We start from the raw sequence: 20,032 nt of genomic DNA, 5'->3' as shown, positions 1-20,032 counted from the left end.
AAGCGCTCCCTTAGAGATCGAGAACCAGACGTTCCGGATCTTCCAGGCTTTCCTTGACGCGCACGAGGAAGGTGACCGCTTCCTTGCCGTCGACGATGCGGTGATCGTAGGACAGCGCCAGATACATCATCGGACGGATGACCACCTGCCCGCCGATCGCAACCGGCCGCTCCTGGATCTTGTGCATGCCGAGAATGCCGGACTGCGGTGCATTGAGGATCGGCGAAGACATCAGCGAACCGTAGACGCCGCCATTGGTGATGGTGAAGGTACCGCCCTGCATGTCGGCCATGGAGAGCGAGCCATCACGGGCTGCCTTGGCAAGACGGCCGAGCTCCTTCTCGATTTCGGCGATCGACATCTGGTCGGCGTCGCGGATGACAGGAACGACGAGGCCTTTGTCCGTGCCGACGGCCATGCCGACATGGCAGTAGTTCTTGTAGATGACGTCGGTGCCGTCGATCTCGGCGTTGACGGCCGGCAGTTCCTTCAGCGCATGCGTCACCGCCTTGGTGAAGAAGCCCATGAAGCCGAGCTTGACGCCGTGCTTCTTCTCGAAAATGTCCTTGTACTTGTTGCGCAGGTCCATGACCGCTTTCATGTCCACCTCATTGTAGGTGGTCAGCATGGCGGCGGTGTTCTGCGCATCCTTGAGGCGCTTGGCGATCGTCTGGCGCAGGCGCGTCATCTTCACGCGCTCTTCGCGCGAGGCATCCTCGACCGTCGACGGACCGCGCGCGGCGGCAGGCGTCGCCGCGGGTGCGGCCGCCGGAGCGGAAATGCCCTTGGCGACGGCCGCGATGACGTCGCCCTTCAGCACCTGGCCGCGCTTGCCGCTACCGTCGACCTGATCGGCGGAAAGGTTGTTTTCGGCAAGCATCTTCGAAGCTGCCGGTGCCGGCGGCATGGTGGAGACGGAAGCGCTCGATGACGATGCAGCAGCAGCGGCAACCACCGGCTGGGCCGGAGCGGCAGCGGCCGGTTGGGCGGGAGCCGGAGCAGCAGGCGCGGCAGCCGGTGCAGCAGCAGCCGGTGCAGCGGCAGCGGCAGCACCTTCGGCGATCTGGCCGAGCAGCGCGCCGAGGCCGACAGTCTCGCCGGCAGCGACGACGATTTCCGAAAGCGTGCCGGAGGCAGGTGCTGGAACTTCGATGGTCACCTTGTCGGTTTCAAGCTCGAGAATCGGCTCGTCGGCCTTGATGGCGTCGCCGACCTTCTTGAACCAGGTGCCGACGGTTGCCTCGCTGACGGATTCACCGAGAGTTGGAACGCGGATTTCTGTGGCCATTGTTCAGATCCTGATTTCGTGTGTTTTCGTTTATACGTTTCAGACGGCGGGCGGCCGCGAGATGATCGAGGGCATCGGCAGGATATCGAAGCGGAAACCGAAGCCGGAAGCGATGATCGGATCGCCGTCGGCAAGAACCTGCGCCGCCGCCTGATCCTCGACCTCGACGATCGCCATGCCCCGGGCGCCTTCACCCTCGAAGACGGGGCCGACGATGATCGCCGATCCCGCAAGGGCGTGCCGATGCCAGTATTCGACATGGCGTTTCATCGCGGCCATTTCCTCCCCGGTCCCGTCATGCGGGAAAGTGGGGCGCGGCGGCTGCAGTCTCAGAAAGAAATAAGCCATTGCGCCCCCCTTGTTTTAACCGCCCAATGCATCCTCGAGGAATGCGGCGAGCTGCGACAGATGCTTGGACATCAGGCCCGTCGCCGGCGAGGCGGCGGCCGGACGGCCGGTATAACGGACGCGCTGATACTTCGCGTCGATATGGGCGAGCACCCATTCGAGGAAGGGGTCGATGAACGACCAGGCGCCCATGTTCTTCGGCTCTTCCTGGCACCAGACCATCTCGGCATTGCGGAAGCGCGACAGCTCGTTGATCAGCGCCTTTGCCGGGAACGGATAGAGCTGCTCGACGCGTAAGAGATAGATGTCGTCGATGCCGCGCTTTTCACGCTCTTCGAGAAGATCGTAATAGACCTTGCCGGAGCACATGACGACACGGCGGATCTTGTTGTCCTTCTGCAGCTTGATCGGGCCGTCCTTGATCACTTCGGCATCGTCCCAGAGCAGACGATGGAAGGCGGATTCGCCGGCCATTTCGGCAAGTGTGGAGACCGCCCGCTTGTGGCGCAGCAGCGACTTCGGCGTCATCAGGATCAGCGGCTTGCGGAAGTCGCGCTTCAGCTGCCGGCGCAGGATGTGGAAGTAGTTCGCCGGCGTCGTGACATTGGCGACCTGCATGTTGTCTTCCGCGCAAAGCTGCAGGAAACGCTCGAGGCGGGCCGAGGAGTGTTCCGGACCCTGACCTTCATAGCCGTGCGGCAGCAGGCAGACGAGGCCCGACATGCGCAGCCACTTGCGTTCGCCCGACGAGATGAACTGGTCGAAGACCACCTGCGCGCCATTGGCGAAATCGCCGAACTGGGCTTCCCAGAGCGTCAGCGCATTCGGGCGGGCAAGCGAATAGCCATATTCGAAACCGAGCACGGCCTCTTCCGAAAGCATAGAATTGATGACTTCGTAGCGCCCTTGCGTCGGCGAAAGATTGGCGAGCGGGATGTAGCGCTCTTCGGTTTCCTGATCGTAAAGAACCGAGTGACGCTGCGAGAAGGTGCCGCGTTCGCAATCCTGGCCGGACAGGCGGATCTTGCTGCCTTCGACGCAGAGCGCGCCGAACGAGAGCGCTTCGGCCATCGCCCAGTCGATACCCTCGCCGGTGGCGATCATGTTGGCGCGGTTTTCCATGAAGCGCTGGATCGTCCGGTGCGCATTGAAGCCCGCGGGGATCTCGGAGAGCTTGCGGCCGATCTCCTTCAGCGTCTTCATCGGCACGGCGGTCTTGCCGCGGCGCTGCTCGTCGGCATTATCGGCAGTGCGCAGGCCCGACCACTCGCCGTCCAGCCAGTCGGCCTTGTTCGGCTTGTAGTGCTGGCCGGCCTCGAACTCCTGTTCGAGATGGGCGCGCCAATCGGCCTTCATCTTCTCGACTTCGCCGTCGGTGAGCAGGCCCTCGGCAACGAGACGGGCAGCATAGAGCTGCAGCACGGTCTTGTGGGCGCGGATCACCTTGTACATCTTCGGCTGCGTGAAGGACGGTTCGTCGCCTTCATTGTGGCCGTAGCGGCGGTAGCAGAACAGGTCGAGCACGACCGGCTTGTGGAACTTCATGCGGAATTCGGTGGCGATCTTCGCCCCATAGACCACCGCTTCCGGATCGTCGCCGTTGACGTGCAGGATCGGCGCCTCGATCATCTTGGCGACGTCGGACGGATAAGGCGACGAGCGCGAGAAGGCCGGGTTGGTCGTGAAACCGATCTGGTTGTTGATGATCACATGCATGGTGCCGGCGACGCGGTGACCGCGCAGACCGGACAGGCCGAGGATTTCGGCAATGACACCCTGGCCGGCAAAGGCCGCGTCGCCATGGATCAGCAGCGGCAGCACCTTGGCGCGTTCGGAAAGCGGGATGATGTCGCCGTCCCAGACGGTGGCATTCATGTCCTGCTTGGCGCGGGCCTTGCCCATGACGACCGGATCGACGATTTCGAGATGCGACGGGTTCGCCGTCAGCGAAACGTGGATCTTGTTGCCGTCGAATTCGCGGTCCGAGGAAGCGCCGAGATGGTACTTGACGTCGCCCGAGCCTTCGACCTCATCGGGAGCGGCCGAGCCGCCCTTGAACTCGTGGAAGATCGCCCGGTGCGGCTTGCCCATGACCTGGGAGAGCACGTTGAGGCGACCGCGATGGGCCATGCCGAACACGGCTTCCTTGAGGCCGAGATGGCCGCCGCGCTTGAGGATCTGCTCCAGCGCCGGGATCAGCGATTCGCCGCCGTCGAGGCCGAAACGTTTCGTGCCCTTGAACTTGACGTCGAGGAACTGCTCGTAGCCTTCGGCTTCGACGAGCTTGGCAAGGATCGCCTTCTTGCCTTCCGGCGTGAAGGCCACACCCTTGTCCGGTCCTTCGATGCGCTCCTGAATCCAGGCCTTCTCTTCCGGATTGGAGATATGCATGAATTCGACGCCGAGCGTCGAGCAATAGGTGCGCTCGAGGATTTCGATCATCTCGCGGATGGTCGCGTATTCCAGGCCGAGCACGTTGTCGATGAAGATCTTGCGGTCGTAATCGGCGGGCGTGAAGCCGTAATTCTCCGCCGAGAGCTCGCGATAGTCGTCGACGGGAGCGGCGATGCCGAGCGGGTCGAGCTTGGCGTGCAGGTGGCCGCGCATGCGGTAGGCGCGGATCATCATGATGGCGCGCACGGAATCGCGCGTCGCCTGCAGGACCTCGGTGCTGTCGGCAGGCTTGCCCTGGGCTTCGGCCTTGGCCTTGACCTTGGTCTCGATCACCTTCTCGACGATGCCCCAGTCGCCATCGAGAGCCGATACCAGATCGCCGCTTGCCTGAAGCGGCCAGTTCTTCTTGCGCCAGGAAGCGCCCTTGGCCGCCCTTTTCACATCGCTGGGATCCTCCTCCAGCGCCTTGAAAAAGGACCGCCACTGATCGTCGACCGATGCCGGATCTTCTTCGTACCGCGCGTAGAGCTGCTCGATATAGGCAGCGTTGGCGCCATCCAGAAACGAGGTGATCTGAAACTGCTCGTTGGCTTCTTGCCGTGCCATGGTGATATGCGGACGCTTCCGCCCGCCTCCTGACTTTGATGAATTTGCCGGCTTGATGGCCGGCTGCCGCATTCCAATTGCCGCCTGTCCGCGGCGCATCTGCTGGTCTCGTGTTGTCGAGGCCGGGCGGAAGGCGCAGATGCCGTTCCTCCGCCCGGTCTATATAGGTGGCTTAGCCCTTGAGGACTTCAACCAGCGTCTTGCCGAGGCGGGCCGGAGAGGGCGATACCTTGATGCCCGCCGATTCCATCGCCGCGATCTTCGATTCCGCATCGCCCTTGCCGCCGGAAACCACAGCACCGGCATGGCCCATGGTGCGGCCCTTCGGCGCCGTACGGCCGGCAATGAAGCCGGCCATTGGCTTCTTGCGGCCCTTCTTGGCTTCGTCCTTGAGGAACTGCGCTGCGTCTTCTTCGGCTGCACCACCGATTTCACCGATCATGATGATCGACTGGGTGGCTTCGTCGGCCAGGAACATTTCCAGGACGTCGATGAACTCGGTGCCCTTGACCGGGTCGCCGCCGATGCCGACGGCCGTCGTCTGGCCGAGACCTTCGTTGGAGGTCTGGAACACGGCTTCATAGGTCAGCGTGCCCGAGCGGGAAACGATACCGACCGAACCCTTGCGGAAGATCGAGCCCGGCATGATGCCGATCTTGCATTCTTCCGGCGTCAGGATACCCGGGCAGTTAGGGCCGAGAAGGCGCGACTTGGAGCGGTCGAGGCGAGCCTTGACCCGCACCATGTCCATGACCGGGATGCCTTCGGTGATGCAGGTGATGAACGGGATCTCGGCGTCGATCGCCTCGATGATCGCATCGGCGGCTCCTGCCGGCGGAACATAGATGACGGTCGCGTTGGCGCCGGTCTTTTCCTTGCCCTCGGCAACGGTTGCGAAGATCGGCAGGCTTTCGCCCTTTGCGCCGGTCCAGGTTTCGCCACCCTTCTTCGGATGGATACCACCGACCATCTGGGTGCCGTAGTAGGCAAGCGCCTGTTCGGTGTGGAACGTGCCGGTCTTGCCGGTCAGCCCCTGAACGAGGACCTTGGTGTCTTTATTGACGAGAATAGACATTCTTTCAGATCCTTCAAAATTAGCCGTTGATCGCCGCGACGATCTTCTTGGCCGCATCGTCCAAGTCGTCGGCCGCCGTGATCGCCAGACCCGACTCGTTCAGGATCTTCTTGCCGAGCTCGACATTGGTGCCTTCAAGGCGCACGACGAGCGGAACCTTGAGGCCGACTTCCTTGACCGCGGCAATCACGCCCTCGGCAATGACGTCGCACTTCATGATGCCGCCGAAGATGTTGACGAGAATGCCTTCGACCTTGGGGTCTGCGGTGATGATCTTGAAAGCCGCAGCAACCTTCTCCTTGCCGGCGCCGCCGCCGACGTCGCAGAAGTTAGCCGGCTCCTTGCCGTAGAGCTTGATGATGTCCATCGTCGCCATGGCAAGTCCTGCACCATTGACCATGCAGCCGATATTGCCGTCGAGCGCGACATAGGCGAGGTCCCACTTCGAGGCCTCGATTTCCTTGGCGTCTTCTTCGGTCTCGTCGCGCAGCGTCTTGACGTCGTCGTGACGGAAGAGCGCGTTGCCGTCGAAAGACATCTTGGCATCGAGGACGCGCAGATGGCCGTCCTTCATGACGATCAGCGGATTGATCTCCAGCAGAGCCATGTCCTTCTCGCCGAAGGCCTTGTAGAGCAACGGGAAAAGCGTCTTGGCGTCTTCGGCGGCAGCACCATCGAGCTGAAAAGCCTTGGAGATCGCAGCAACGTCTGCAGCCGTCACGCCGGCTTCCGGATCGATGGCGATCGTCTGGATCTTCTCAGGCGTGTCGTGGGCGACAGCTTCGATGTCCATGCCGCCTTCGGTGGAGACCACGAAAGCCACGCGACCGACCGAGCGATCGACCAGCAGCGAGCAATAGAGCTCGCGAGCGATGTCGGCGCCGTCTTCGATGTACAGGCGGTTGACCTGCTTGCCGGCTTCGCCGGTCTGCGCCGTCACCAGCGTGTTGCCGAGCATTTCCTTGGCATGGGCGACGACTTCGTCGATCGACTTGGCGAGACGCACGCCGCCCTTGGCTTCCGGCGACAGTTCCTTGAACTTGCCCTTGCCGCGGCCACCGGCATGGATCTGGCTCTTGACCACGTAAAGCGGACCGGGAAGCGACTTGGCGGCAGCCTCGGCTTCTTCAACCTTGAGAATAGCCACACCTTCGGCAACCGGCGCGCCATAGCCCTTCAGCAGAGCCTTGGCCTGATATTCATGAATGTTCATGGGTGTATCCCTGTTTCGATTACTTCAGCCCAGCAACTACTTGAGGGCAGGCGCGATGTTGATGCAGGCTTCGCAGAGACCGGCGACGGCGCCGACGGACTTGTCGAAGGCTTCCTTCTCGGTCTTGTTGAGATCGATCTCGATGATGCGCTCGACGCCGCCGGCGCCGATGACGGTGGGAACGCCGACATACATGTCCTTGACGCCGTACTGACCGGAGAGGTGGGCCGCGCAGGGCAGAACGCGCTTCTTGTCCTTGAGGTAGGATTCGGCCATCTCGATCGCCGAGGCGGCCGGCGCGTAATAGGCCGAGCCGGTCTTCAGCAGGCCGACGATTTCGGCGCCGCCGTCACGGGTGCGCTGGATGATCTCTTCGAGGCGTTCCTTGGTGACCCAGCCCATGGTGACGAGATCGGTGAGCGGAATGCCGCCGACCGTCGAGTAGCGGGCGAGCGGCACCATCGTGTCGCCGTGGCCGCCGAGAACGAAGGCCGTGACGTCCTGTACGGACACGTTGAATTCCTTGGCGAGGAAAAGACGGAAGCGCGAGGAGTCGAGAACGCCGGCCATGCCGACGACCTTGTTGGCCGGAAGACCGGAAAACTTCTGCAGCGCCCAGACCATGGCGTCGAGCGGGTTGGTGATGCAGATCACGAAGGCGTTGGGGGCATATTTCTTGATGCCGGCGCCGACCTGCTCCATGACCTTGAGGTTGATGCCGAGAAGGTCATCGCGGCTCATGCCGGGCTTGCGGGCGACGCCCGCCGTGACGATGCAGACGTCAGCGCCTTCGATCGCGGAATAGTCGCTGGCGCCGGTCAGATTGACGTCGAAGCCTTCGACCGGCGACGACTGGGAAATATCGAGACCCTTGCCCTGGGGAATGCCGTCCGCGATGTCGAAGAGAACGATGTCGCCGAGTTCCTTCAGGCCGGCGAGGTGCGCCAGCGTGCCACCAATCATGCCAGAACCAATGAGTGCGATCTTGTTACGCGCCATTTTCGCTGTTTCCTTTGCGATCAAATTCGTCGAACGGACGCGCAAGGCACCGCCCAATGACGCAATCGCATAGACCCAAAGCCAAAAAATGGCAATTCATTATTTTTGATGCAGCGTTTTCAATCGTTTAGATACAAAAATTCTTACGTAAACGTAAGTTATTCTGTCACCAAATTGTTACTCTGCGGCGCGTTTTTCATGGTGCAGCGCAAGATATTCCGCACTGCGCATCTCGAACAGGCGCGATGCCGTGCGGTCGAATTCGAAGCCCTCGGTGCCCCGGCGGTGCAGCAGCAATTCCTCCGGCATGGCCGCCGCGGAAATGTAAAGCCGCACGGCATGATCGTAGAACGTATCGACCATAATGATGAACCGTTTGATCTGGTTCCGCTTTTCCGGCCCGAGCAATGGAACGTGATCGACGAAGACCGTATCGAAACGTTCGGCAATGGCCAGGAAGTCGACCGCCCCGAGCGGCTTGTCGCAGAGATCGGCGAAAGAGAACCGCGCCATGCGGTCGACGGCCAGCGGCACATGGATGTGGCGCCCCTTCATCGGAATATCCAGCGGCTGCGCCTTGCGCCCATGCAGCGCCTGCGTCCAGGACGCATCCATCGCCATGTCGTTATGCTCGTTGATCGGCACCAGATAGACCGGCTGACTGCTCAGCTTCTCCATCCGGTAGTCGGTCGGCGAATCCAGGGTGGCGACATCGACATGCTGCTTGAGCAATGCGACGAACGGCAGGAACAGGCCGCGATTGAGACCATCCATGTAGAGATTGTCGGGCTCGACGTTCGAGGTCGCGACCAGCACGCATCCGCGCGCGAAAAGCTCGGAGAACAGCCGCGACAGGATCATCGCATCGGCGATGTCGGTCACCGTGAACTCGTCGAAGCAGAGCAGTTCTGCCTCGTCGTAGAGCGCTGCGGCGACCGGCGGCATCGGATCGGCCTGCCTCGTCTCGCCGTTCTTGAGCTTCAGCCGGTGCGCCGCGATGCGGTTATGCACATCTGCCATGAATTCGTGGAAATGCGCCCGGCGTTTCTTCCTGCATGGCGCCATGGCGAAAAACATGTCCATCAGCATGGTCTTGCCGCGCCCGACGCTGCCGTGGATATAAAGACCCTTGATGCCGTCGCCGGATTTCTTCTTGGCGGCAAACATCCAGCCGAGCGCGCTCGACTTTGCCGCCGGTCGCCGCCGCTTCAGCCCGGCGAGCACCCGGTCGAGGCTCTTTGCCACGTCCATCTGGGCGGAATCGACCTGGAGCGCGCCCGATGCGGTCAGCGCTTTAAGCTGTTCGCAGACGCTGAGCGCATAATCCGGCATTGGTTGCATGAGGGCATGTCCGCCTGTCAGTCAACGGCGGAGACCCGCCGGAACATTTACCGGCTGAGGCTGATCGACTGGCCTGTGCTCGTCTGTCCCTCAAAGCGATTGTCGGCCGTCTTGTAGACGCTGCCGAGCTGGTTGCCCGAGCGGTCCTTGAGCAGCACCTGCTTGCCGGCGACCTCCCAGGAGCCCATCGCCGTCAACTCGCCGACGCAGCCACGCGTTCCGCCGCGCGAACCGCTGCCGAGATTGGTGAGCGTCAGGAACATGTCGCAACTGCCGTTGACACGCCAGCTGCCGACCATCGATTCCTTGGTGATATCGAGCGCATTCGCGGCCATTGCGCCGGGCTGAGCGCCCGGCATCGGCGCCGTCGTCGTCGGCGCGGCCGGAAACTGCGAACTGCCGGTCGGCGGCGGAAGCTGCCCACCCTGCACCGAGGGCACCGGCTGCGCCGTCAACGGCGCCGGGCCGGCACTGGCGTTGGAGCTGTAATCATATGCCGTACGCTGACAACCGGCTAGCGACAGAACCACCACCAGACCTGTCATCGCATATCGCAACTGCATCATCATACTCCTGAATTCGGCCATCGCCGTAGAGAAACGGGCGTGAGACAAGTCCGATTATCGTAATTCGATTTGGTTAATCAAGTCGCGCTGCATAAATTGCCCGTGACAACAACTAACCGAAAAACGATACAGTTCAACTGTCCCGCTGCAAAACTTCCTGCACACAGAATTTGTCAGCAAGGTGTTGCCCGAGTTCATCTTTGTCAGGATCCCTGTCAAATTCGCGCAATGTCTCGGAATATCGCTCAGGAGCGTCCTGCAGAAGGATTGCACGAGCCAACCTGATATAGGCCACGGCTTCGGGATCGAAGCCGTCGATTCCGCCATCGGTATGCGCGCTGATCAAACCCGGCGCTCGACCATCATCTTCTTGATTTCGGCGATCGCCTTGGCCGGGTTGAGGCCCTTCGGGCAGGTCTGCGCGCAGTTCATGATCGTATGGCAGCGATAGAGACGGAACGGATCCTCGAGATTGTCGAGCCGCTCGCCGGTCGCCTCGTCTCTGGAATCGATCAGCCAGCGATAGGCCTGCAGCAGAACGGCCGGACCGAGATAGCGGTCGCCGTTCCACCAGTAGCTCGGACAGGAGGTCGAGCAGCAGGCGCAGAGGATGCATTCATAGAGGCCGTCGAGCTTCTGCCGGTCCTCGTGGCTCTGCTTCCACTCCTTGGCCGGCGCCGGCGACACCGTCTTCAGCCATGGCTCGATCGAACGATGCTGGGCATAGAAGTTGGTGAGGTCGGGAACCAGATCCTTGACGACGGGCAGATGCGGCAGCGGATAGATCTTCACCGCACCCTTGATATCGTCGAGGCCCTTGGTGCAGGCGAGCGTGTTCGTGCCGTCGATATTCATCGCGCAGGAGCCGCAGATGCCCTCGCGACAGGAACGGCGCAGCGTCAGCGTCGGGTCGATCTTGTTCTTGATGTAGAGCAAACCGTCGAGCACCATCGGCCCGCAATCGTCGACATCGATGTAGAAGGTGTCGATCGACGGGTTCTGACCGTCATCCGGGCTCCAGCGGTAGACGCGGAATTCGCGGGTGTTCTTGGCACCCGCCGGCTTCGGCCAGACCTTGCCTTCGCGCATCTGAGAATTCTTGGGGAGAGCGAGTTCAACCATGTCCGGTTCCTCTTGAGATCAGTACACGCGAGCCTTCGGCTCGATCTTGTGCGGATCGATGCCTTCGGCAATGAGCTCGGTGTGAACCGGCCGGTAGTCGAGTTTGACGTCGCCGGCCTCGTTGACCCAGGCGAGCGTGTGCTTGCGCCAGTTGACGTCGTCGCGGCCGGCGAATGCACCCTCGGTATAGTCTTCGCGGGCATGCGAACCGCGGCTCTCCTTGCGGGCCTCGGCGCCATAGATCGTCGTGATGGCGTTGGCCATCAGGTTCTGCAGCTCAAGCGTTTCCACGAGGTCCGAGTTCCAGATCATCGAGCGGTCGGTGACCTTGATGTCCTTCATCTCGCCCCAGATTGCCGAGATGCGCTGGCAACCGGATTCCAGCGATTCCTGCGTGCGGAAGACAGCAGCGTCTTCCTGCATGGCGCGCTGCATCTTCTCGCGCAGTTCCGCCGTCGGCGTGCCGCCGCTGGCATGACGCAGACCGTCGAAGCGGTCCATGATCTTGTCGCAGGCTGCGACGTTGAGATGCGGGATCGGCGCTGCGCGGTCGATGACCTCGCCGGCACGGATCGCCGCGGCGCGGCCGAAGACCACGAGGTCGATCAGCGAGTTGGAGCCGAGACGGTTGGCGCCGTGCACCGAGGCACAGCCGGCTTCGCCGACAGCCATCAGGCCGGGGATGATCCGTTCCGGATTGGCACTGTCGGCGTTCAGCACTTCGCCCCAATAATTCGTCGGAATGCCGCCCATATTGTAGTGAACGGTTGGTAGAACCGGGATCGGCTCGCGCGTGACGTCGACGCCGGCGAAGATCTTGGCGCTCTCGGAAATCCCCGGCAGGCGTTCATGCAGAACGGCCGGATCGAGGTGGTCGAGATGCAGGAAGATGTGGTCCTTCGCCTTGCCGACGCCGCGGCCTTCACGGATTTCCAGTGTCATGCAGCGCGAAACGACGTCGCGCGAGGCAAGGTCCTTGGCCGAAGGGGCGTAGCGCTCCATGAAGCGCTCGCCCTCGGAGTTGACGAGGTAGCCGCCCTCGCCGCGGGCGCCTTCAGTGATCAGACAGCCTGAACCGTAGATGCCGGTCGGGTGGAACTGGACGAATTCCATGTCCTGCAGCGGCAGGCCGGCACGCGCCACCATGCCGCCGCCGTCGCCGGTGCAGGTATGGGCTGATGTTGCCGAGAAATAGGCGCGGCCGTAGCCGCCGGTTGCCAGCACCACCATCTTGGCGGCGAAGCGATGGATCGTGCCGTCATCGAGGCACCAGGCGACGACGCCGGTGCAGCGGCTGCCGTCTTCCGACATGATCAAGTCGAGCGCAAAATACTCGATGAAGAACTCGGCATTGTTGCGCAGCGACTGGCCGTAGAGCGTATGCAGGATGGCGTGGCCGGTACGGTCGGCAACGGCGCAGGTGCGCTGTACCGGCGGGCCTTCGCCATAATTCTGCATGTGGCCGCCGAACGGGCGCTGATAGATCTTGCCTTCCTCGTTGCGCGAGAACGGCACGCCGTAATGCTCGAGCTCATAGACCGCCTTCGGCGCTTCCATGGTGAGATACTGCATGGCATCGACGTCGCCGAGCCAGTCGGAACCCTTGACGGTGTCGTAGAGGTGCCACTGCCAGCTATCCGGCGTCATGTTGCGCAGCGAAGCGGCGATGCCGCCCTGGGCCGCGACCGTATGCGAGCGGGTCGGGAATACCTTGGTGATGCAGGCCGTGCGGAAACCCTGCTCGGCCATGCCGAGCGTGGCGCGCAGCCCGGCGCCGCCGGCGCCGACGACTATCACGTCGTAGGAGTGATCGACATACTTGTAGGCCTTGCCATTCTGGGCGGGTGAAGTCGGTGCCATGTCAGCTTATCCTACGAATGCGATTTTCAGAATGGCGAAGAGACAGAGGCCGGCAATCAGGATCGCAAAGAACGTGTTCAGCATCAGGAGAACGATCTTGCCGAACTCGCCGTGCACATAATCCTCGATGATGACCTGCATGCCGAGCTTCATATGAATGACGCCGGAGATCACCATCAGCCCCATGACAACCGCGACAAAGGGGTTCGACAAGGCGCGAACCACCTCCGCATAGGGCGAGCCGGCATAGGCGAGCATGAAGAAGACGAAGAAGAGGATCAGCGGAACATTGGCGACGGCCGTCAGCCGCTGGCGCCAGAAATGATCCGTTCCTTCCTTGGCGGAGCCGAGCCCGCGAACCTTGCCGAGGGGGGTGCGCATATCCATGAGAGGACCTTCAGAAGCGAATGAGGAAGCCGATCACCCAGACCAGCACGGTCAGACAGAGCGACCCGATGATGTTGGCGATGGCGAGCTTGGTCGAGAATTCTTTCCCGAAGCCATAGCCGAGATCCCACATGAAGTGGCGGAAGCCGCCGAGCATGTGGTGCAGCAGCGCCCAAGTATAGCCGAGAAGCACGAGCTTTCCGAGCAGGCTGCCGAGCACCCAGTTGACCCAGTCATAGGAGCCCTGGCCGCTTGCCGCCGCGATCAGCCACCAGGCGACGAGCAGCGTGCCGACGTAGAGCGCGCCACCGGTAATGCGGTGGACGATGGACATGACCATGGTGGGAATAGGTTTGTAGATTTGCAGATGCGGCGATAGGGGCCGGTTATTTGTCACGTTCGCCATCAGAACCTCGCGGCGGCTTCTCTGCGCTCCCGGATTTCGGAGCATGCTCAGTCAACCACACGAATGACAAAATTCTCTGTGTGCGTTGCATCAATTGCGACGTTTAATCACCGGAACCGCCGACGACAAGCACAATCGCTGTCTGCTTTTAATTTAATCGATTCGCGTTACCGGGAAGTTTGCAGGCTAAAGAAACTGGTCCTTTCCGCTCAAATTTTGTGCCGGTTGTCCGACCTGAATGGACAAGCTCCGGCTTTTGGCGCAATCTGGCGTTAACGATTTGTTAGGGATCGGAATTCCGGAGGCCGGCCACCCATGTTTCGCAGTCTGTCCGCAGTCGCCCTGATTGCCCTGTCCGCGCTTGCTGCACTTCCCGCCGAAGCCGGCCACCGCCGCAACGATCATCGCTTTGCCGGCCATCGTCACGCTTTCCACGGTGGATTGCTCCTCGGCGAACGTATCGGCTGGCGCGATCGCGGCATCCGTTTCGACAACGCCTATCGATATCGGAACCGCAAGGAACGGATGCCGTTCCTGAGACAGTTCTCATCGCCGGCGACCAATCGTGTCGCCCGCAACAATCTCATCGTCGTTGTTCCCCAGGCGCAGGGTGGTCGCGGCGGCGACACTTATGCCGGCTCTTCGTATGTCTATCAGGCCGATGGCGGAACCTATGTCGGCGGCGATGGCTATGGCTATCCCACAGCACGGCCGGAGCTGCTCGCACCGAAAGCAAAGGTCATCGACGTCGCCGTGCAGGACGATCCCTGCGCCTATGAGGCCAATGTCTGCGTCATCCGGCCTTAGAGCCTGTCGCGCAAAAGTGTGCCGCGGTTTTGCGACAACGACAAAGACCTAAAGCGCGAGGAGAGAATCTGAAAGATCGCGACGCGCTTTAGAGAACGCAAGCGGCTCAAATGTGCCCGGCGCCACTCTTTCGCGACGCGGCTACGTCGATACGGATGGCGCACATCGGCGGGAGATTCTTGTCCTCAAACGTCGCCCGCCGTGGCGTTCCACTATCCGGCATCCAAGCATCCCAGGCTTTGTTCATTTCCTCGAATGCGGCAAGGTCCCTGAGCCAGATGTTGGCGAGAATGATCTCTGACTTGTCGGTACCTTCGCGCAGCAGCATGTCATTGATGCGCTCCAGTATTTCGTTGGTTTGCGCCGTCACGCTCGCTCCCCTCGTGAGGTTTGCGACCTGGCCGGGCAGATAGACGGCAGCCGCGAGGAGAGTTTCGTCAACTTTGGCTTGCCCCATCATCGTATTCGCAGACTTCCATGAATGCTTGAGATTGGGCCGTCGACCCTTCATGGATCACTGTGGGGCTTCGCTCGCCATTCCGGTAGGGGGAATTAAATTGACCCGATATAATGGAAGCTGAACGCTCATAGAGCCTTTCCTGGTCAGATTGCAGCATTCTGACCAGGAAAGGCTCTAGCTGGACAATATGGCCGTATGCCGCGAAATGAAGTCCACAAGATAGCGCGCCCCTTCGGCCGTCTCGGGTTGAGCATACAGACCGATTTCGATGCGCACTGGACCGGGCAGGTCCGCCGATTTGTCAAGCGTCCGGCAGCCCTCCGGTTTCGTGTTGAGCATCATTGGCGCGATACCGATACCGACGCGAACCGCGGTCGCCATGGCAACCAGCGTCGATGCGACACACGCCGTCTTCCATTTGACGTTCCGCTGGGACAGCGCCGCAATCGTCGGGAGCGTCCAGGGACACTCCTCCTCGAACATAATGATGGGAAGCGGTTTTTCGGCATCCACCACGAAGTCGGATCTGACCGTCCACATCAAATATTCGGTCCAGATCAGGGTCGGTTTTCGCGAGAGGCAGGTGATGTCGCAAACCACGAGATCCAGCTTCCTGTCTTCGAACAGTTTGGCGAGGCGGCGATTCGGCTCGACGATGATGTCGATCTCGACCTTCGGGTTCTGGGCTCGGAAGGCACTAAGAATGTCGATCAGGTGGCCGGCTGCGAAGTCCTCAACGACGCCGAGGCGAATGCGGTCCTCGATCATCTTGCCTGTCAGCCTTTTCCCGACCTCGTCGCTGAGGGCGACCATTTCGCGGGCATAAGCCAGCATGATCTGCCCATGGCTCGTCAGCTCGAGGCCCTTTGACGAACGCGAAAACAGCGTAACGCCGACAAGCTCCTCCAGCTTGCGGATCTGCATGCTCACGGCCGCCTGTGTTCTATTCAGCTTGACGGCTGCTCCGTTGACAGTGCCGATCTCAGCGACGGTCAGAAATGCACGAAGCAGATAGGAATCAAGATCAAGCATCAGTAGCCGCATTCCATACTTTGGGACGCTCGAGAGCCGAGGGCCTCTCTGCCCGTAAGTGGATATTGGACGAACCATGTGCTTCCGGCAACTGGTGACCCTTAGCCCGGGCGCAGTGCAGGCTGCGCCCCATCAATGCCGCGCGAAGAGAACGCATGCCTCGGGGGGAATGGAAACGCTGATCTCCTGCCCGCGAGCGAAGGCTATGTCTGGGCGGTTCGGGCAAGCCGAGATGATCCGGTCGCCACTGGCGAGGTCCAGAAAGACATGCCTGAAGGAACCGAGTGTCACGACGTCGGCAACACGTCCGGTCATGGCTCCGGCAGCCGGAGCACCGGACGATATCTCGACGCTTTCCGGCCTCACGCAAATCTCGGCGGCACCTGAAAGGCTTGCCGTGGACGCGACCGGAAACTCCCAGCCGGATTCGGAGCGAAATTTCCGGGCCGTTCCGCCCGCGGCCGAAATCGAGCCATGAATCCAATTCGTCCGACCCATGAAGTCGGCGACGAAACGCGAGCCTGGACGCCAATACACATCATCCGGCTTGCCGGATTGCATGATTGCCCCGCGGTTCATCACGAATATGCGCTCTCCCAGGCTCATCGCCTCCTCCTGGTCGTGGGTCACCACGATGGCGGTCGAGCCGACCGCGGCGAGCACATCCTTCAATTCGGTGCGCAGCTCATGCCGAAGTTTGGCGTCGAGGGCCGACAGGGGCTCATCCAGAAGAAGGAGGCTCGGATGGGTGGCGAGCGCCCGCGCAAGCGCAACACGCTGCTGCTGGCCGCCGCTCAACTGATGCGGCCGCCGCTGTCCGAAACCGACGAGCCGGACGAGCTCGAGCATCTCGGCAATGCGACGCGGTATTTGCCCCGGCGGATGGTTGCGATGGCGAAGTCCGTAGCCGATGTTCTGTTCGACGGTCATATGCGGGAAAAGAGCGTAGTGCTGGAATAGCAGCCCGACATTGCGCTCATAGGGTTTCAATCCGGCCATCGGCTCGCCGTCGATGAGGATCGAGCCTTGGTCAGGCCGCTCGAATCCGGCAATGAGCCGAAGAATGGTGGTCTTGCCGCAGCCGCTCGGTCCAAGCAGTGCGATTGTTTCACCTGGGTTCACCGAGAAGGAGATATCACCGAGGGCGACAGTTTCGCCGAAGCGCTTGCTGACCCCTTGAAATTCCACGGCAGAAATCATCGTATTGTCCTCATGAACGAAACAAACCTTGGCCGACGACGGTGTCGAAGCCGACGACACGGTCCAGCACGACGATCAGCAACGCGGTGACGGCAATCAGCACCACGGCCGCCGCGGCGATCGTCAGATCGAAAGCCGCGCGCATGTTGCTGACCAGCGTAACAGGCAAGGTCGTTGCGGACGGATCGCTCAGAAAGAGACTGATCGAAACGTCATCCATCGAAATGGCGAAGGCGAAGATCGCGCCGGTGACGACGCCCGTCCGCATGAGCGGCAGGGTAATGGTCCAGAAGGCCTGGCGCTCGGTGGCGCCGAGAACCATTGCGGCTTCCGTCAATCGTTGGTCGCTGCCGAGAAGGCTGGCGAGACTGGTCCTTATGCAATAGGGCAACGTCACGATCACGTGGCCGAGGAGCAGGCGCGCCATACCATTTGTGATACCGGCCTTGGAAAGGAAAAGCAGCAGGCCGAATCCAATGACGACCGGCGGGACGATCAGTGGCGAGAGAAAGGCCGAAGTCAGCGCTGCCTTTCCTGGAAAATTGCCCCGGGCAAGACCGACAGCCGCCGCAGTTCCAATCGTAACGGACAGAACCGTCGTGAGTACCGCCAAGATGAGGCTGGTGCGCAGGCTGGCAAGGATATCCGCCTGGGAAACGAGCCGTTCGAACCAGTGAAGCGAGAGGGCAGGTGGCGGCATCGGGCCGAGGTAGGTCCTGGCGTCGAAAGCCATGACGCATGTTATCACCAACGGGATGGCGAGGAACGCCAATCCAAGGCCGATGACACCGTAGGCAAGGGAACCGGCGATCCGGTCTCCGGTTCTCGCCGCAAGAGACTTCATGCTCATCGGGAAACCCTCCGCGCCTGCGCAAACGTTATGACAGCGACGACCGCCAAGGCCGCGGCAAGCATGACGAGCGAGATCGCCGCACCGCTCGGATAGTTGGCGATATCGCTGAACCGGGTGTAGATGACATTCGACATGAAAAGCACCCGGCCCCTCCCGAGCACCATGGGAATGACGAAGGCGCTGATCGCGAAAGTCAGCGAGACAAGCGTGCTTGAGATCAGAGCCGGGAAGCTCAGGGGAAGCGTGATCGACAGATGGGCTTTCCATCCCGGCGCGCCGAGCGACTGGGCCGCATCGAGCAGACGCGGATCGATCGATTGCATCGCGCCAATCAGCGTTAGCGTTGCGACCGGTATGATCGAGTGAACCAGACCCGCAATAACGACGATATTAATATATTCGCGGCTGTTGGGAGAAAGGCCCAGAGTCAAGAGGAAGGGTCGGAAGATGCCGACCGACCCGAAGGTCAGTTCGATCGCGTACGTCTTGATCAGGACGCTGGAAAGAACAAGCGTAATCAAAAAGCCGAGGGTGGGCGTACGCATCCGCGGCGATATGCGCCGCACGATGAAATAGGCCAGCGGGAATGCCACAAGCTGGCCGATGATCGCGGCAACTCCGCCAATCCAGAAGGTCGTCAGCAGGACGCTTGCAAACGCCTGGTTTACAAGCTCGTAGTAGTTTTGAACCGTTGCCGCGGCATTTTCCACGGAGCCGACGCGCCCCGGCGTAAACTCCTTCAAGCTTTCGATTGCCAGATTGATGAGCGGCGACAGAAAACCAAATGCGAACACCAGCAGGGCTGGCCCGAGCGTCAGGGCCGCATCGCGGCGATCCGGAATAGAAATGGCAACGGGTTGCCGCCTTACCTTGGTCATGGTGGAACAGCCTTTTCCTCGCCCTTGCGGGCCATGAGAAAGGGAGGTTGTCGAAGCCGCGCCGCGCCTTCGACAACCTGCCGCGACACGCTTTAGAGCAACGGGGCGATGTCCTGCTCCCAGCGCTTGGACCAGGCATCCTGCTGTTCGAGGACGACATTGTAGTCCGGCACATAGACGAAGCTCGAAAACTCGTCCGACGTGAAGGACAGATGCTTGAGATTGTCGGGCGTGACTGCCTTGCTGTTCAACGGCGCTTCGCCAGCGACCTTGGCGTAGAGCGAGTTCATGTCCGGGCTGATCGCGAAGTTGACGAAATCGAGCGTTGCCTTGGTGTTTGGTCTATTCTTCAGGACGCCGAAACCGCTCTGGTAGAGGAAGGCCTTGAAATTGCTGTCCTTGGTGAACCGCGTAACCGGGAAGTTCTTCGCCACGGCCGCCCAGCCGGGCTCAGCGAAGAATCCGACGGAGGTCTCGCCCGACGTCAGCGAATTGGTGAAATCGATATCGGTGATGGCGACGCGGCCGATATTGCCGGATTTCGCCAATTCCGTCATGAGCTTCCACCCTGGTTCCATATTCGTTTCGCTGCCGCCGGCGTGAAGGGCGAGCGCGACAATCTGGAGCATCATGCTCTGCGTCGGCCCCGGCCAGCAGATCGCGCCCTTCAGATCGGGGCTCAGCAGATCATCGATGGTCTTCACGGCGATAGGAGCCGTGTCGGTTCGGGCGCCGAAATACATGCCGCCAACTGCGCGTGGGACCGCTTTGATATTGCCCTTGCCGTCACGAATGATGATTTTCTCGGGAATATTCGCAAGGTTTGGAATATCGGCAGGATTGATGGTTTCGAGCCAATCCTCCTTCACCATGCTGTTGAATGAGCCTTCCCAGCCGGCGACGTAGTCGTAGTCGACATTCGGCCAGACGGCTTTGATCTTTGGCAGGATTGCACCCGCGCCGCCCTGGTGAAGAACCCAGTTGAATGTCGCCGCATTCTGGTCGGCGGCAATCTGCTTCATCGCTTCGACGACATCGCCGCCCCATTCGACGGCGGTGAGATTGCCGCTGCCGGCTGCGGCGGATCTTGCAAACCCGGTCATTGTGCCGGCAATCCCCGCGGCGGCGGCGGATCCGAGGAAGCGGCGGCGTGTCATATCGTGCAACATGGTAGGTCCCCTTTGTTGTCGGCCCTCT

The 20,032-nt window shown here is 61.2% G+C and carries 20 protein-coding genes; 1 reads left to right on the top strand and 19 read right to left on the bottom strand.

The window, feature by feature from the left end:
* Positions 1-10 precede the first annotated feature (10 nt).
* The 13 genes from odhB to sdhC form a co-directional block, all read right to left on the bottom strand.
* A complete protein-coding gene (odhB, locus tag A6U98_RS10610; RefSeq protein WP_027682569.1) occupies positions 11-1,288 on the bottom strand; it encodes a 2-oxoglutarate dehydrogenase complex dihydrolipoyllysine-residue succinyltransferase in 1,278 nt (425 codons plus the stop codon).
* A 39-nt stretch (positions 1,289-1,327) separates the two neighbouring features.
* Positions 1,328-1,636, bottom strand: coding sequence for a YciI family protein (locus tag A6U98_RS10605; RefSeq protein WP_064649734.1), 309 nt, complete (start codon positions 1,634-1,636; stop codon positions 1,328-1,330).
* A gap of 15 nt (positions 1,637-1,651) precedes the next feature.
* On the bottom strand, positions 1,652-4,636 hold the full coding sequence (locus A6U98_RS10600) for a 2-oxoglutarate dehydrogenase E1 component (protein WP_064649781.1): 2,985 nt from the start codon (positions 4,634-4,636) through the stop codon (positions 1,652-1,654).
* Between the two features lie 172 nt (positions 4,637-4,808).
* The gene (gene sucD / locus A6U98_RS10595; protein WP_011653811.1) at positions 4,809-5,711 is read right to left on the bottom strand and encodes a succinate--CoA ligase subunit alpha; all 903 of its coding nucleotides are present in this window, start codon (positions 5,709-5,711) and stop codon (positions 4,809-4,811) included.
* A 19-nt stretch (positions 5,712-5,730) separates the two neighbouring features.
* On the bottom strand, positions 5,731-6,924 hold the full coding sequence (gene sucC / locus A6U98_RS10590; protein ID WP_064649733.1) for an ADP-forming succinate--CoA ligase subunit beta: 1,194 nt from the start codon (positions 6,922-6,924) through the stop codon (positions 5,731-5,733).
* A gap of 36 nt (positions 6,925-6,960) precedes the next feature.
* The gene (gene mdh / locus A6U98_RS10585) at positions 6,961-7,923 is read right to left on the bottom strand and encodes a malate dehydrogenase (RefSeq protein WP_003543522.1); all 963 of its coding nucleotides are present in this window, start codon (positions 7,921-7,923) and stop codon (positions 6,961-6,963) included.
* A 177-nt stretch (positions 7,924-8,100) separates the two neighbouring features.
* Positions 8,101-9,264 carry a cell division protein ZapE gene (zapE, locus tag A6U98_RS10580; RefSeq protein ID WP_064649732.1) on the bottom strand — a complete coding sequence of 388 codons (1,164 nt, stop codon included), beginning with the start codon at positions 9,262-9,264 and terminating at the stop codon, positions 8,101-8,103.
* Between the two features lie 47 nt (positions 9,265-9,311).
* Entirely contained in the window at positions 9,312-9,827 is a 516-nt protein-coding gene (locus tag A6U98_RS10575) for a protease inhibitor Inh/omp19 family protein (RefSeq protein ID WP_003543526.1), read from the bottom strand.
* Between the two features lie 136 nt (positions 9,828-9,963).
* A complete protein-coding gene (locus A6U98_RS10570) occupies positions 9,964-10,176 on the bottom strand; it encodes a hypothetical protein (RefSeq protein WP_156667828.1) in 213 nt (70 codons plus the stop codon).
* A complete protein-coding gene (locus A6U98_RS10565) occupies positions 10,173-10,952 on the bottom strand; it encodes a succinate dehydrogenase iron-sulfur subunit (RefSeq protein ID WP_003567268.1) in 780 nt (259 codons plus the stop codon). Before A6U98_RS10565 ends, A6U98_RS10570 begins: the two co-directional genes overlap by 4 nt.
* Positions 10,953-10,970: 18 nt before the next feature.
* Positions 10,971-12,812, bottom strand: a complete 1,842-nt coding sequence (gene sdhA, locus A6U98_RS10560; protein ID WP_064649731.1) for a succinate dehydrogenase flavoprotein subunit — start codon at positions 12,810-12,812, stop codon at positions 10,971-10,973.
* 6 nt (positions 12,813-12,818) lie between these two features.
* The gene (sdhD, locus tag A6U98_RS10555) at positions 12,819-13,199 is read right to left on the bottom strand and encodes a succinate dehydrogenase, hydrophobic membrane anchor protein (protein ID WP_064649730.1); all 381 of its coding nucleotides are present in this window, start codon (positions 13,197-13,199) and stop codon (positions 12,819-12,821) included.
* A gap of 10 nt (positions 13,200-13,209) precedes the next feature.
* Complete coding sequence (sdhC, locus tag A6U98_RS10550; protein ID WP_064649729.1) at positions 13,210-13,605, bottom strand: succinate dehydrogenase, cytochrome b556 subunit; 396 nt, start codon at positions 13,603-13,605, stop codon at positions 13,210-13,212.
* A 315-nt stretch (positions 13,606-13,920) separates the two neighbouring features.
* On the opposite strand from sdhC, the gene A6U98_RS10545 reads away from it, so the two are divergent.
* A complete protein-coding gene (locus A6U98_RS10545; protein WP_064649728.1) occupies positions 13,921-14,412 on the top strand; it encodes a hypothetical protein in 492 nt (163 codons plus the stop codon).
* A 106-nt stretch (positions 14,413-14,518) separates the two neighbouring features.
* Here the strand turns inward: A6U98_RS10545 and A6U98_RS10540 are convergent, their stop codons facing one another.
* The 6 genes from A6U98_RS10540 to A6U98_RS10515 all read right to left on the bottom strand — a co-directional run bounded on the left by A6U98_RS10540 (position 14,519) and on the right by A6U98_RS10515 (position 20,004).
* Entirely contained in the window at positions 14,519-14,872 is a 354-nt protein-coding gene (locus A6U98_RS10540; protein WP_064649727.1) for a RidA family protein, read from the bottom strand.
* Positions 14,873-15,046: 174 nt separating this feature from the next.
* The gene (locus A6U98_RS10535) at positions 15,047-15,916 is read right to left on the bottom strand and encodes a LysR family transcriptional regulator (RefSeq protein ID WP_197496371.1); all 870 of its coding nucleotides are present in this window, start codon (positions 15,914-15,916) and stop codon (positions 15,047-15,049) included.
* Positions 15,917-16,036: 120 nt separating this feature from the next.
* Positions 16,037-17,104 carry an ABC transporter ATP-binding protein gene (locus tag A6U98_RS10530; protein ID WP_064649725.1) on the bottom strand — a complete coding sequence of 356 codons (1,068 nt, stop codon included), beginning with the start codon at positions 17,102-17,104 and terminating at the stop codon, positions 16,037-16,039.
* Positions 17,105-17,114: 10 nt separating this feature from the next.
* The gene (locus A6U98_RS10525) at positions 17,115-17,954 is read right to left on the bottom strand and encodes an ABC transporter permease (RefSeq protein WP_064649724.1); all 840 of its coding nucleotides are present in this window, start codon (positions 17,952-17,954) and stop codon (positions 17,115-17,117) included.
* Complete coding sequence (locus A6U98_RS10520; RefSeq protein WP_064649723.1) at positions 17,951-18,835, bottom strand: ABC transporter permease; 885 nt, start codon at positions 18,833-18,835, stop codon at positions 17,951-17,953. The genes A6U98_RS10525 and A6U98_RS10520 overlap by 4 nt, the downstream gene beginning before the upstream one ends.
* Positions 18,836-18,927: 92 nt before the next feature.
* Positions 18,928-20,004: an extracellular solute-binding protein gene (locus tag A6U98_RS10515; RefSeq protein WP_064649722.1), complete on the bottom strand. Its 1,077-nt coding sequence runs from the start codon at positions 20,002-20,004 to the stop codon at positions 18,928-18,930.
* Positions 20,005-20,032 lie beyond the last annotated feature (28 nt).

This window comes from Rhizobium sp. WYCCWR10014 (genome assembly GCF_001657485.1).
Classification (GTDB): domain Bacteria; phylum Pseudomonadota; class Alphaproteobacteria; order Rhizobiales; family Rhizobiaceae; genus Rhizobium.
The sequence above is the reverse complement of the archived record's forward strand: the minus strand, read 5'-3'. Positions and strand labels throughout refer to the sequence as shown.